This is a genomic window from Asanoa ferruginea (assembly GCF_003387075.1).
In the GTDB taxonomy this organism is placed as follows: Bacteria; Actinomycetota; Actinomycetes; order Mycobacteriales; family Micromonosporaceae; genus Asanoa; species Asanoa ferruginea.
This window is the reverse complement of sequence record NZ_QUMQ01000001.1, coordinates 1,704,998-1,718,936: the sequence shown is the minus strand read 5'-3', so window position 1 is coordinate 1,718,936 and position 13,939 is coordinate 1,704,998. Positions and strand designations below refer to the sequence as shown.

Sequence of the window (13,939 nt, the reverse complement as noted above, 5' to 3'; positions counted from 1 at the left end):
GACGCCGGCCTGCGGCGAGCGCGGTGGCGGCCCGCGAGCCGGAAGGGATGGACCCGCCATGGTGACAGCGACGCACGCCTGCGGCGACCGCGGTGGCGGCCCGCGAGCCGGAGGCGATGGACCCGCTATGGCGACGGCGACGCCGGCCTGCGGCGAGCGCGGTGGCGGCCCGCGAGCCGGAAGGGATGGACCCGCCATGGTGACAGCGACGCACGCCTGCGGCGACCGCGGTGGCGGCCCGCGAGCCGGAGGCGATGGACCCGCTATGGCGACGGCGACGCCGGCCTGCGGCGAGCGCGGTGGCGGCCCGCGAGCCGGAAGGGATGGACCCGCCATGGTGACAGCGACGCACGCCTGCGGCGACCGCGGTGGCGGCCCGCGAGCCGGAGGCGATGGACCCGCTATGGCGACCGCGACGCCCGCCTACGGCTGGGCGCCGCCGCCGACGGTCGCAGTCAATGGCTCGACAGCGGCACGCCACCCCAACCCGATCATGCGGTGCCTGCTGGAGACTCCTGCCGTGCGGCGCCGGGTGGCTGGCGATCGTGGTTCCGCGACCATTTGGGTTCTTGCTGTTGGGTTGGCGTTTGTGTTGCTGGGACTCGCATGCGCGACCGTTGGTGTCGCCGCGATCGGGCGGCACCGGGCGCAGACCGCAGCCGACCTCGGCGCGCTCGCCGGCGCCGCGCGCAGCCTCGAAGGCCCAGCCGCCGCATGCGCAAGGGCGACCGACATCGCCGCCGCCAACGGCGGTCGGGTGACGGCGTGCGCTGTCCAAGGGTTCGACGTGATCGTGACGGTGGAGGTCGTCGTCCACCTGCCGTCGCGCGGGATCCGGGTAGCGACCGCCCGTGCGCGAGCCGGACTGGTGGCCTAGCACCTCCGAAACGGAAGGAGCGTTATGAGAGCTCGGCAGCAGGATCGCGATAGGCGCGGGCGATCAGCGTGACCCAGTCGTAGACCGCGTTCTCGTTGGGCGCCAACGGTCCTGGCACGAAGTGCGGTGACGACACACCACGTTGGACAGACTCGCACGCCTGCCAGTCCTGGCGGTTGGTCAGATCCCAGAACTCCACGGCATAGGACGGATCTGTGACCTCATCCCGGAACAGCCACTCGCAGGTGATCCGGGTGCGGCCCGGCGACAGCGGTTCGAGGAGGTGAGTCATGACGTAGTCGGGGTGCAGCGAGATGAGCATTTTGGGGAAGAGGCCGAGGTAGCGCACCAGGCGCGGGTCGACGCCGTCGAGGGCGAGGCCGTGGGAGCGGCCGTCGAGCGACATCGTCTGCGCGTGGTCGCGTAGGTCCATCGAGCCGCCTACCCAGGTGCCCGGCTCGCGCCAGTTGCTGCCCGAGTTGGGTGGCGAGACCGCGCACAGCTCGGGGTGGATCAGCGGGCAGTGGTAGCACTCGTGGTAGTTCTCCGCCACGATCTTCCAGTTGGCCGCGACCTCATACTCGTGGCGGGCCTTGCTGACCAACGACTCCGGACGGTACGGCGAGACGTGCGCGGCGAGCGCACCGATGTGGGCGGCGAACGGCCGGGCGGTGCCCGTCGCGTTGACGAACAGCCAGCCGTGCCAGTCGACGGCCGGCAGTTCGACAAGGCCGTAGGCGGTGCCGTCGAAGGTCTCGCCCATCCGGGGCGCGGTCCGCATGCGGCCGTCGAGGCCGTAGGACCAGCCGTGGTAGGGGCAGAGCACTGCCGGTCGGTCCGCGGTCTCGCCGGTGGGCAGCAACTCGTGCCCACGGTGTCGGCAGACGTTGGCGAACGCTCGTGGTGCGGCGCCGTCGAAGGTCAGGAGCACGCCGACGTCGCCGACCGTGACCGCTCGCTGGTTGCCGCCCTGGGCCAGGGCCACCGTGCGACCGACCGGCACCCACGACCCGGCGAACAGGTGGCGGCGTTCCCAGGCGAGTACGCGCTCGTCGAGGTAGGCCGCCGCGGGCAACATGGTCGACTCGCCGAACGGACGGAGGGCGGACTCGAGCGCGGACGGATCGATCGGCGCACTCACCATGCCACCATCATCACCCGACCCGAACAGCCGGCGAAACTAGGCGGCGTCCTCGGCCAGCAGGGCCGAAGCCACGCCGACTCCGTCTGCCTCGGCGATCCGCTCTTCGGCCAGCGCGGCGTCGTTCTGGCGGGCCTGGGCGAGCTCGTCGCGGCCGGGGGCCTGCGTCTCGCGGGCCTGCCGGTGCCGCACGGCCGCCGCCACGTGCGCGTCCCACGGCGGCGGCTTCGTCGCGGCCGGCTTGGCGCGGGAGTTCGGCACCCGCGAGCGCTTCGCCTCGCCCGCGGCGACGGGCTCATGCGCGGCGACCGGCTCATGCGCGGCGACCGGCTCATGCGTGGCGGCCGGATCCGCAGGCGTGCGTCGCCTGCCGGCGGCACTGAGCCGCCGCCCGCTTGCCGGGCCGCGTCCAGCGGCGGACATCTCTTCGCCGGCAAAGGCTGCGGCGGAGATCGGGTCGTTCGGCGTGATGCGGGCCGCGGACTCCGCGTCGGACGTCGGGTCGCTCGCGGACGGCGCGATGCGGGCGGCACGCCCCGCGTCGGAGATCAGGCCGCTCGCGTTCGTCTCGATCGCGCCGGCCGCGATGAGGCCTGCAGCGCCGACGGCCTGCGCGGCGAATGCGACGGCCGCCGAAGGGCGGCCGGGAGCGGGAGTCTCGGGCACAGAACTTGCCGGCGAAGCGATGACGGCGCCAACCGCGCCCGCGTCAGTGGCCACAGGGAGCGCCGGTGGGTGGACCACCACGTCACCGGCGACGGCCAGGTTGGCCAGGACCACGTCGAGGACCTTGACCGCCTCGGGTTTGGCCAGCGGGTTGTTTCCGTTGCCGCACTTGGGCGACTGGACGCACGACGGGCATCCAGCTTCACAGGCGCACTCGGCGATCACATCCCGGGTCGCCCGCAGCCACGATGACGCGGCCGCGAAAGCGCGTTCCGCGAACCCGGCACCCCCGGGGTGACCGTCGTAGACGAAGACCGTGGGCAGGCCGGTGTCGGGATGCGACGCGGTGGACAGGCCGCCGATGTCCCAGCGGTCGCAGGTCGCGACCAGCGGCAGCAACCCGATCGCCGCATGCTCGGCCGCGTGCAGCGCGCCCGGGATGTCGGCCTCGGCGACACCGCAGGAAGCCAGCGCTGACGGCGACACGGTGAACCAGACCGCGACCGTGCGCAGTTCGCGGGCCGGTAGCTCCAACGGGCGGGTGTCGATGACCTCGCCGGAGCCGATGCGGCGGCGCTGGTAGGAGACCACCTGGCTGGTCACGTCGACCTCGCCCAGGTGCATCGACACCGGGCCTGACGTCACCGACGAGCCCACCCCGGCCACCGACAGCGTGGTGACGTCGCGGGCGTGGGTGGTGTAGTCGGGCTCCTCCGCGTGGACCAGGGCGCAACCGTCGTCGAGGTCGAGTGAGTCGACCACGAAGGAGGCGCCCTGATGGAGGTAGACGGCGCCGTCGTGGAGCATGAAGTGCGACGAGCCCGCGTCGGTCATTCCGAGCAGCCGGCCCGTTGACGCCTCGACGATGCAGATCGGCTCGCCGCCGCTGCCGCGGATGTCGACGTCGGGGCGTTTGTAGGGGCGCCAGTACCAACCCGAGGGGCGGCGGCGGAGCAGGCCGGCCGCGACCAACTCCTCCAGGACCGGCGCCGCGGCGGGGCCGAACAGGGACAGGTCGGCCTGGGTCAGCGGGCCCTCGGCCGCCGCGCAGCAGAGTTGGGGGCCCAGCACATAGGGGTTGGACGGATCCAGGACCGTTGCCTCGACCGGGTGGCCGAACAGCGCTTCCGGGTGATGGACCAGGTAGGTGTCGAGCGGGTCGTCGCGGGCCACCAGCACCGCCAGCGCGTCGCCGCCGGCGCGGCCCGCGCGGCCGGCCTGCTGCCACAGCGACGCCCGGGTGCCGGGGTAGCCGCAGATCAGCACCGCGTCCAGGCCGACCAGGTCGACACCTAGCTCCAACGCGTTGGTGGATGCCAGGCCGAGCAGCGACCCGGACAGCAGACCCTCTTCGAGGGAGCGCCGCTCTTCGCGCAGATAGCCGGCGCGGTAGGCCGCGACCTGCCCGGCCAGCGCGGGGGAGACCTCGGCCAACGACCGGCGCGCCATCGTCGCCACCGTTTCGGCGCCGCGGCGGGAGCGGACGAAGGCTACGGTGCGTACGCCCGCGGTGACCGCGTCAGTCAGCAGGGAGGCCGTCTCGCGCACCGCCGACCGGCGAACGGGGGCCGGCGACGTGGCCTCCAGGGGTGGTTCCCACAGCGCGAACGTCACACCACCCCGCGGTGACGCGTCTTCCGTGACCGCCTCGACCCGCAACCCGGTCAACCGCGCCGCCGCCGTCTCCGGGTCACCCGCCGTCGCGGACGCGAGCACGAAGACGGGGCTGCGCCCGTAGCGCGCCGCCGCCCGCCGCAGTCGCCGCAGCACGTGTGCGACATGCGAGCCGAACACGCCCCGGTAGGTGTGGCACTCGTCGACCACGACCACCGACAACCGGCGCAGGAACGTGCCCCAGGCGGCGTGGCCGGGCAGCATGCTTCGGTGCAGCATGTCGGGATTTGTCAGCACGAAACGGGAATGCTGGCGGATCCATTCGCGCTCCGCGCGCGGGGTGTCTCCGTCGTAACACGCGGGCCGGACACCCTCGACGTCCAGGCCGGCGACGGAGCGTAACTGGTCGGCGGCTAGTGCCTTGGTCGGCGCCAGGTAGAGCGCCGTCGCGCGCGGGTCGAGGGTCAACCGGGACAGCGCCGGCAACTGGTAGGCGAGCGACTTTCCGGACGCGGTGCCGGTCGCGATCACCACGTGTCGGCCCTCGAAGGCCAGCGACGCCGCCTCCGCCTGGTGTCGCCAGGGCTCGGTCACGCCGCGCGCCGCGAACGCGTCGACCACCGACGGTGGCACCCACGGAGGCCACGGAACGGAATCACCGGATCGAGCGGCGACCTCTTCGACGTGGGTGACCGGCGGCCGGGCCAGCATGCCGGCGAGCAGCGCTGCCGGCGCCCCAACCGCGGTGGTCATGCCTGCACTCTCGCACTGATGTACTGATCAGTCGACGTCGGGTCGGGTCGTCGCTGCATGCACAGCGTGTCGATGGTTAGATCGGGGTCGACCGAACCGTTCGGTCGACCCAACGACCCCCCGCGGGAGGCGTTCGATGGAGCTGTCGCTCTCGACCCGGACCCAGGGCGAGCACACTGTGCTGGAGGTCGGCGGCGAGGTCGATGTCTACACCGCTCCCCGGCTCCGTGAGCGCCTGATCGAGTTGGTCGACGGGGGTGCGACCGAGATCGTGGTCGACCTCGGCCGGGTCGACTTCCTCGACTCGACGGGGCTCGGTGTGCTGGTCGGCGCCCTCAAACGGCTGCGACAGGCGGGCGGCGGCCTGAGCCTGGTGTGCGACAAGGAGCCGTTGCTCAAGATCTTCCGGATCACCGCCCTCGACCAGGTCTTCCCGTTGTACGCGAGCGTCGACGCGGCGACCGAGGCCGGTCCGGCCGCGTGATGGCGACAGTTCGTCTTTCGTTCTCTCCCGCTCCGGTGCACGTCCGCACCGCCCGCCTGGTCGGCGTGGCGGTGGCCCGGCGCGCCGGGGTGGCCGAGGAACTGCTCGACGAGGTGCGCCTCGCGATCGGTGAGGCGTGCACCCGGGCGGTCGCGCTGCACCGGCAATACGGCCTGGCCGACCTGGTGCTGGTCGAGATGTCCGACGGCGGCAGCTACATCGTGCGGGTCATCGACCGCGCGCCTATCGAGGCCGGGCTCGGCATCGCCGCGCTGCCGCCGGACGAGCTGGCCAACGAGTCGCTGACCGACGAAGCGTTGACGGTGGGTGTCGGGTTCGCCCTGCTCGCCGGGTTCGTCGAAGATCTCCAGGTGCGTCCCGTCGACGACGGGATCGGCACCGAAGTACGCATGGTTTGGCCCGTCGCGCGCTAACCGAGATCACGGTTTGTGGCCAACAACACCGCGCCGATGTGAATGTCAACACTGTGTACGGCTAGAGTACGCGGGTTATCAGCTAACGCCCTGACCTCGCCATCCGCGTGGTCAGGTGAGTCGTTGCTCTCCACCTGGAGACGTCCGTGCCGGGCTAGTCCTCCGGCAGGGCGCGATGGTCGGTTATTGGAGGACATAGATGTCCGGGACCTTGGCCGCCGAAAGCGGCGGGCTGTCCCTTACCAATGCGAACTTCTCGTACGTGATCGTTGCCTTGGTCATCGCCCTTGTGGCGCTTGGCTTCGCGGCCGCACTGCGTAGGACGGTTCTGGCGACTGGTAAGGGCACCACCAACATGCAGGAGATCGCTGCTGCTGTGCAGGAGGGCGCTTCAGCTTACCTGCGCCGCCAGTTCAGAACGCTTGCGATCTTCGTAGTGATCGCCGTGATCCTGCTGTTCATCCTGCCGGTACACGGTGTGGACGGCAACGAGACGATGGTCAAGCTCGGCCGCTCGGCGTTCTTCGTCGTCGGCGCCGTGTTCAGCGCGTTCATCGGCGGTGCCGGCATGGCGCTGGCGACCCGCGCCAACCTGCGCGTCGCGGCCGCTGCCCGGGAGTCCGAGGGCGGTCGTGAGAAGGCGATGCAGATCGCGTTCCGCACCGGTGGCGTCGTCGGCTTCCTCACCGTCGGCCTCGGCCTGGTCGGGGCGACCCTGGTCGTGCTGTTCTACAAGGGCAACGCACCGACCGTGCTGGAGGGCTTCGGCTTCGGCGCCGCGCTGCTCGCGATGTTCATGCGGGTCGGCGGCGGCATCTTCACCAAGGCCGCCGACGTCGGCGCCGACCTGGTCGGCAAGGTCGAGCAGGGCATCCCGGAAGACGACCCGCGCAACGCGGCGACCATCGCCGACAACGTGGGCGACAACGTCGGTGACTGCGCCGGCATGGCGGCCGACCTGTTCGAGTCGTACGCCGTGACCCTGGTTGCCGCCCTGATCCTGGGCCGGGCCGCGTTCGGCCAGGACGGCCTGGTCTTCCCGCTGATCATCTCCGGCATCGGCGTGGTCATCGCGATCATCGGCGTGTTCATCACCCGGCTGCGCACCTCGGACCGCAACGGCCTCCAGGCGATCAACCGTGCCTTCTACATCTCCGCGGTGATCTCCGCGGTCGCGGTCGCGGTGGTTTCCTGGTTCTACCTCAAGCCGTCGTTCGCCGACTTCGAGGGCGTCGACCCGTCGGTCGCCGCGATCACCCGCGACCCCCGCTGGGTCGCCATCGGCGCGGTTGTCATCGGCATCGTCCTCGCCGCCGCCATCCAGGCGCTGACGGGCTACTTCACCGAGGTCGAGCGACGTCCGGTGCAGGACATCGGCAAGAGCTCGCAGACCGGCGCGGCCACCGTCGTGCTGGCCGGCATCAGCGTCGGCCTGGAGTCGGCGGTCTACTCGGCGCTGCTCATCGGCGCCGGCGTGTTCGGCGCGTTCCTGCTCGGTGGCGGCTCACTGACGCTGTCGCTGTTCGCGGTCGCGCTGGCCGGCACCGGCCTGCTGACCACGGTCGGCGTCATCGTCGCGATGGACACCTTCGGGCCCATCTCCGACAACGCGCAGGGCATCGCCGAGATGTCCGGTGACATCGACGAGCAGGGTGCGAAGACGCTGACCGAGCTCGACGCGGTCGGCAACACCACGAAGGCCATCACCAAGGGCATCGCGATCGCTACGGCCGTCCTCGCCGCGACCGCGCTGTTCGGGTCCTACACCAACTCGCTGTTGTCGTCGCTGGCCGACGCCAACGTGCAGAACGTGGACGACTACCTGCTCAACCTGCTCAACATCAGCAACCCGCGGAACCTGGTCGGCCTGATCATCGGCGCCGCGGTGGTGTTCCTCTTCTCCGGTCTCGCGATCAACGCGGTGGCCCGGTCGGCCGGTGCGGTCGTCGTCGAGGTGCGCCGCCAGTTCCGGGAGTTCCCGGGCATCATGGACCGCACCCAGCGGCCCGAATACGGCAAGGTCGTCGACATCTGCACCCGCGACGCTCAGCGCGAGCTGATCACCCCGGGTCTGCTGGCGATCCTGGCGCCGATCGCGGTCGGCTTCGGCCTCGGTGCCGGCGCGCTGGCCTGCTACCTGGCCGGTGCGATCGGCACGGGCACGCTGATGGCGGTGTTCCTGGCCAACTCCGGTGGCGCCTGGGACAACGCGAAGAAGCTGGTCGAAGACGGTCACTACGGCGGCAAGGGCTCCGAGGCCCACGCCGCGACCATCATCGGTGACACCGTCGGTGACCCGTTCAAGGACACCGCCGGCCCGGCCATCAACCCGCTGCTCAAGGTGATGAACCTGGTCGCGCTGCTCATCGCGCCGGCCGTCATCACCTTCAGCGTCGGCGACGACGCCAACACCGGTGTGCGGGTCGGCATCACTCTCGCCGCGGTCGCGGTGATCGTCGGCGCGGTGCTGTTCAGCAAGCGCAAGCCGATCGCCATGTCGGAGGCCGAAGCGGGAAAAGCCGATGAGGACGCGGGCGCGTCCGATGAGGAGCGGGTGAACGTCTGACCCGGCGCCCAGCAAGCTGAAGGCCCCCGGTTGACGCAGCGCGTCGGCCGGGGGCCTTTGCTTCTATGCTGCACGGCATGCGTTCCCCCCGCGCTGTCATGGTCGCCGTGCTGGTGGTGCTGGCGCTCGCCGGCTGTGGCAGCGATGGGCCGGCGCCACGGGCCTGGGCGGCAGATGTGTGCGACGCCCTCGGCCCCTGGCGCGACGAGATCGACACCCTCACCTCGGGCACCGAGCAGCAGATGACCGCCAAGACCACCCCGGCGCAGGCCAAGGAGAATCTGGTCCGGCTGCTGGGCGGTGCCGAGCAGGCCAGCGAGAAGGCCCGCGGGCTGGTCGAGCAGGCCGGGGTGCCCGCCGTCGACCAGGGCGCGCCGGTGGCGAGCGGTTTCGTCGGCTCGCTGGCCGCGGTCCGCGACGCCTACGGCAAGGCCAAGCGCACGATCGAGGGACTGGACACCGGCCCCAAGTTCTACGACGAGGTCGGTGCGGCGGTCGAGACCCTCAACAAGGAGTACGACGCGAGCGCGCTGGACACCAGCAAGCTCAACTCCCCGGAGTTGGTGCGCGCCTTCGACGAGGTCCCGGAGTGTCGCTGACGCCGCGGCAGCTCTCGCTGTTTGGCGTCGAGGCCCGCGAACCGACGCCGGGAGACCTCGCGGGCCTGCTCGCCGGGCCCGGCCAGGTCGTGCGGATGGGCGGCACCGCCCGGGTCTCGGTGGTGGTCGACGCCGCCTGGCGGGTGCATGTGCTGGTCGCCGAGTTGACGTTGCGCGGGCTGGCGCCGACCTGGTCGCCGACCGAGGTCGACGGGCACCTGGGCGTGCGTACCTCTTATTCCACTGCTCTGGCCTCTCTCGGGGTCTCGTGGTTGCGCGGGGCAGTTAAACGCCCTCCGCCCGGTTTTTTCCTGGATGGGCGAAGACTCCGCCTATGGGTGGCGGCGGCGGGCGGACCGGACGATGCTGGCTATACCCTCCGGCTGGGCGCCAACGACGAGGGCCAGTGGGACCAGGTCGGTGCCGCACTCGCCGCGGTCGGCCTGCCCGCCGCACTGCTCGGGCCGCGCGCCGGCGGCCCCGCCTACCGGGTGACCGGTCGGCGCCGGCTGGCTCGACTGGGTGAGCTTGTCGGTGATCGTCCAGCACCCGCCCCGCAGGAATGCTGGCCTGGGTGAACGCGTTGTTCAACTGTTCGATCGACACCGGTTCCGGTGCGGTGGCACCCGTCACCCTTCTACCTGGGTGTACGGTGTCGCCGTCCAGCGTGACGCTGCGTCCAGGGCACGGGTCGCCTCCGTATCGCGACCTCGCCACGGCGGGGCGCGTTACCTTGGACATCCACGAACATGTGAGGGAGTGCAGTGCCGAGCAACGCCAGGAGCACCCGTCTTGTCATCGTCGAGTCACCGGCGAAGGCCAAGACGATCTCGGGCTATCTCGGCCCGGGCTACGTGGTGGAGGCCAGCCTGGGTCACGTCCGTGACCTGCCGCGCAACGCCGCGGACGTGCCGGCCAAATATAAGAAGGAGCCCTGGGCCCGCCTCGGCGTCGACGTCGACAACGGCTTCGCCGCCCTCTATGTCGTCTCCGCCGACCGCAAGCAGCAGATCACCAAGTTGACCAAGCTGGCCAAGGAGGTCGACGAGGTCTTCCTCGCGACGGATGAGGACCGCGAGGGCGAGGCGATCGCCTGGCACCTGGTCGAGACGCTCAAGCCCAAGGTCCCGGTCAAGCGGATGGTCTTCCACGAGATCACCCGGCAGGCGATCCAGGCGGCGGTGGCCAACCCCCGCGACATCGACCGCGACCTCGTCGACGCACAGGAAGCGCGGCGGATCCTCGACCGCCTCTACGGCTACGAGGTGTCGCCGGTCCTCTGGAAGAAGGTCATGCCGCGGCTCTCGGCGGGCCGGGTGCAGTCGGTCGCGACCCGCATCGTGGTCGAGCGTGAGCGCCAGCGGATGGCGTTCCGCTCCGCCGACTATTGGGACATCCAGGCGCTTCTCGCGGTCGACGCGGCCGCCGCCAAGGAGGGCCCGCGCACGTTCAGCGCCACCCTGGTCGCTCTCGACGGCGACCGGGTCGCCACCGGTAAGGACTTCGAGCCCACGACGGGCCGGGTGAAGCCGGGAGCTGCGGTTGTTCATCTCGACGCCGACGGCGCCCGGGGCCTGGCCGCCCGCCTTGACGGGCGGCCGTTCACTGTCACCCGGGTGGAGGAAAAGCCCTACCGGCGTAAGCCCTATGCGCCGTTCATCACCTCCACCCTTCAGCAGGAGGCGGCGCGCAAGATGCGCTTCTCCTCACAACAGACAATGCGCACTGCGCAGCGTTTGTACGAAAACGGCTACATCACTTATATGCGTACAGACTCGGTCAACCTGTCGGAGACCGCCATCGCGGCGGCCCGCCGGCAGATCGCCGAGCTCTACGGTCAGGGCAGCGTCCCGCCGGAGCCGCGTCGTTACACCGGCAAGGTGAAAAACGCGCAGGAGGCGCACGAGGCGATCCGCCCCGCCGGTGACCACTTCCGCACACCCGGCGAGGTCGCCAACGAGCTGTCGGCCGAGGAGTTCAAGCTCTACGAGCTGATCTGGCGGCGCACGATCGCGTCCCAGATGACCGACGCGGTCGGCATGTCGGTGTCGATCCGGATCCGGGCGGTCTCCACCGCGGGTGAAGAGGCCGACTTCGGCGCCACCGGCAAGACCATCACCGACCCCGGCTTCCTGCGCGCCTACGTGGAGTCGTCTGACGACGAGTCCGCCGAGGCCGAAGACGCCGAGCGCCGGCTGCCCAACCTGGTCAAGGACCAGCCGCTGACCGCCGAGCAGCTCGAGGCGCAGGGTCACAGCACCCAGCCGCCCTCGCGCTACACGGAGGCGTCGCTGGTCAAGGCCCTGGAAGAGCTGGGCATCGGCCGGCCGTCGACCTACTCGTCGATCATGGCGACCATCCAAGACCGGGGTTACGTGGTCAAGCGCGGCCAGGCGCTGATCCCGTCGTTCCTCGCGTTCGCCGTGATAGGGCTGCTGGAGGGGCACTACCCCCGGCTGGTCGACTACAACTTCACCGCGACGATGGAAAACGAGCTCGACGAGATCGCCGGCGGCGACATGGCCGCGGCCACCTTCCTGACCTCGTTCTACTTCGGCAGCGACGTCTCCGCCGACGGCACGATCGCCGCGTCGGGCGGGCTCAAGCGGCTGGTCACCGACAACCTCAGCGAGATCGACGCGCGCAGCGTCAACTCGATCCCGCTGTTCAAAGACGACCAGGGTCGCGAGATCGTGGTGCGGGTCGGTCGCTACGGCCCCTACCTGCAGCGCGGCGCCGACCACGCGTCGGCCAACGGCAACGGTGACGGCAGCGACCACGAAGACCGCGCGTCGATCCCCGAGGGCGTGGCGCCCGACGAGCTCACCCCGGAGAAGGTCGACGAGCTGTTCCTGGGCGGCGGTGGCGAGCGGAGCCTGGGCACCCACCCGGAGACCGGTGAGGACATCGTCCTCAAGTCCGGCCGCTACGGCCCCTACGTGTCCAGCGGCGAGCGCAACTCGTCACTGTTCAAGTCGCACTCGCCTGAGACGCTCTCGCTCGAAGACGCGCTGCGGCTGCTCTCGCTGCCCCGGGTCGTCGGCAAAGACGACGACGGCGTGGAGATCCTGGCGGCGTCCGGCCGCTACGGCCCCTACGTGAAGAAGGGCGACGAGTTCCGGTCGCTCGAGTCGGAAGACAAGCTCTTCACGGTCACCCTCGACGAGGCCAAGGCGCTGCTCGCGGCGCCGAAGACCCGCCAGCGCCGGGCGGCCGCGCCGCCGCTGCGCGAGATGGGTCCCGACCCGCTGACCGAGCTGCCCCTGGTGATCAAGGACGGCCGGTTCGGCCCCTACGTGACCGACGGCGAGGTCAACGCGTCGCTGCGACGCGGCCAGACGCCGGAGTCGCTCTCCATCGAGCAGGCGTCGGAGATGCTCGCCGAGAAGCGGGCCAAGGGTCCGGCGCCGCGCAAGAAGGCGGCGAAGAAGGCGGCCAGCAAGTCGACCGGCGCCAAGGCCACGACGGCCAAGGCCGGCACGGCGGCCAAGAAGACCACGGCCAAGAAGACGACCGCGGCGAAGAAGACCACGGCGGCCAAGAAGACCACTGCCGCCAAGAAGACCACGGCGGCGAAGAAGGCGACTGCGGCGAAGAAGACGACCGACTAGCCTTCGTCCGATGTGGTCCACCACGTCAGACGTCGATGAGTTCCGCGCCACCGCGGGTCCGGGCCTGCTGGCCCGCCCGGTCGAAAACACGCTGCTGCTGACCGTTTCGGCTATCGCGGCCGCCCGCGGCCCGAGGGCCGCCGGCGGGGTCTACGGCTGGCACCCCGACGGCTCCGCCTTCGTCTGGACCCCGCCCCGCCCGGTGTTGTTCGGCGGTGCCGCGACCCCCGAGGCGGCGGCGCAACTGGCGGCGCTGCTCGACGATGTGCCCGGGGTCAACTCCACCGACGAGGCGGCCAAGGCGTTCGCCGACGCCTGGAGCCGCCGCACCGGTGTGGCCCACCGCCTCGGTCGGCGGTCGCGCCTCTACCGGCTCGGCGAGTTGGTCCCGCCCTCGGTGCCCGGCCAGGCCCGGGTCGCCGGCGCCGCCGACCGCGACCTGCTGGTCGACTGGCTGACCGCGTTCGAAGAGGAGATCGAGGAGCAGTCCGGCTCGGCCACCGAGTCGGTCAACGCCGGCCTGGCCTACGGCGGGTTCAGCGTCTGGGAGGTCGACGGCGCGCCGGTCGCCACGGCCGGGGTCCGGCAACCGGCCGGCGGCGTTGTGCGGGTCGGCCCGGTCTACACCCCGCCGCGCCAGCGCGGCTACGGCTACGGGTCAGCGGTGACGGCCGCGGTCAGCGCCGCGGCCCGTCCACACGAGGCCGTGCTGTTCACCGACCTCGACAACCCGATCAGCAACTCGATCTACCAGAAGATCGGCTACCAGCCGGTCGAAGACCGACAGGTCTACATGTTCCGGCCGCGGGATCGGGCATCCTAGGCACTATGGCCGCAAAGTTCGCGAGCGTCGACGACTACCTCAGCGCGCTGCCCGACGACCAGCAGGAGATCACCCGCGAGGTCCGGCGCACCGTCCTGGCCGCCCTGCCGGATCCCGGCGAGAAGATCAGCTACAACATCCCGGCGGTGACGGTCGGCGGCAAGGTGCTCGTCTACTACGCCGCGTGGAAGAAGTTCGTCTCGCTCTACCCGGCGCCGCGCGCCGACGACGACTTCGAGCGGGCCGTCGCGCCCTACCGCGGTGCCAAGGACGCGCTCCAGTTCCGCTGGACCGAGCCGATCCCGCACGACCTGATCACCCGGGTCGTCCGCGTGCTGCACGAGCAAAGGGGACGTTAGGAAGGGCCCCTT

The 13,939-nt window shown here is 70.8% G+C and carries 10 protein-coding genes and 1 pseudogene; 9 read left to right on the top strand and 2 right to left on the bottom strand.

Annotated elements, in window-relative coordinates:
- Window positions 1-403 precede the first annotated feature (403 nt).
- Window positions 404-877, top strand: coding sequence for an Rv3654c family TadE-like protein (locus DFJ67_RS08375; RefSeq protein WP_244940429.1), 474 nt, complete (start codon window positions 404-406; stop codon window positions 875-877).
- A gap of 22 nt (window positions 878-899) precedes the next feature.
- Here the strand turns inward: DFJ67_RS08375 and DFJ67_RS08370 are convergent, their stop codons facing one another.
- Both DFJ67_RS08370 and DFJ67_RS08365 read right to left on the bottom strand, forming a co-directional pair.
- Complete coding sequence (locus DFJ67_RS08370; protein WP_203784123.1) at window positions 900-2,018, bottom strand: aromatic ring-hydroxylating oxygenase subunit alpha; 1,119 nt, start codon at window positions 2,016-2,018, stop codon at window positions 900-902.
- A 762-nt stretch (window positions 2,019-2,780) separates the two neighbouring features.
- A pseudogene (locus DFJ67_RS08365) lies at window positions 2,781-5,051 on the bottom strand (DEAD/DEAH box helicase); the annotation flags it as partial.
- A 136-nt stretch (window positions 5,052-5,187) separates the two neighbouring features.
- Between DFJ67_RS08365 and DFJ67_RS08360 the strand changes: the two are divergent.
- The 8 genes from DFJ67_RS08360 to DFJ67_RS08325 all read left to right on the top strand — a co-directional run bounded on the left by DFJ67_RS08360 (window position 5,188) and on the right by DFJ67_RS08325 (window position 13,927).
- Window positions 5,188-5,535: an STAS domain-containing protein gene (locus DFJ67_RS08360; protein ID WP_116067352.1), complete on the top strand. Its 348-nt coding sequence runs from the start codon at window positions 5,188-5,190 to the stop codon at window positions 5,533-5,535.
- Complete coding sequence (locus DFJ67_RS08355; protein WP_116067351.1) at window positions 5,532-5,969, top strand: ATP-binding protein; 438 nt, start codon at window positions 5,532-5,534, stop codon at window positions 5,967-5,969. The genes DFJ67_RS08360 and DFJ67_RS08355 overlap by 4 nt, the downstream gene beginning before the upstream one ends.
- A gap of 199 nt (window positions 5,970-6,168) precedes the next feature.
- A complete protein-coding gene (locus DFJ67_RS08350) occupies window positions 6,169-8,535 on the top strand; it encodes a sodium-translocating pyrophosphatase (RefSeq protein WP_116067350.1) in 2,367 nt (788 codons plus the stop codon).
- Between the two features lie 77 nt (window positions 8,536-8,612).
- Complete coding sequence (locus tag DFJ67_RS08345; RefSeq protein WP_116075883.1) at window positions 8,613-9,134, top strand: hypothetical protein; 522 nt, start codon at window positions 8,613-8,615, stop codon at window positions 9,132-9,134.
- A complete protein-coding gene (locus DFJ67_RS08340) occupies window positions 9,125-9,712 on the top strand; it encodes a hypothetical protein (protein WP_116067349.1) in 588 nt (195 codons plus the stop codon). The genes DFJ67_RS08345 and DFJ67_RS08340 overlap by 10 nt, the downstream gene beginning before the upstream one ends.
- Before the next feature lie 186 nt (window positions 9,713-9,898).
- A complete protein-coding gene (gene topA, locus DFJ67_RS08335; protein ID WP_116067348.1) occupies window positions 9,899-12,745 on the top strand; it encodes a type I DNA topoisomerase in 2,847 nt (948 codons plus the stop codon).
- 10 nt (window positions 12,746-12,755) lie between these two features.
- Window positions 12,756-13,568 (top strand): GNAT family N-acetyltransferase, encoded by an 813-nt coding sequence (locus tag DFJ67_RS08330; RefSeq protein ID WP_116067347.1) that lies wholly within the window; start codon window positions 12,756-12,758, stop codon window positions 13,566-13,568.
- A gap of 5 nt (window positions 13,569-13,573) precedes the next feature.
- Window positions 13,574-13,927: an iron chaperone gene (locus DFJ67_RS08325; protein ID WP_116067346.1), complete on the top strand. Its 354-nt coding sequence runs from the start codon at window positions 13,574-13,576 to the stop codon at window positions 13,925-13,927.
- Window positions 13,928-13,939: the final 12 nt, after the last annotated feature.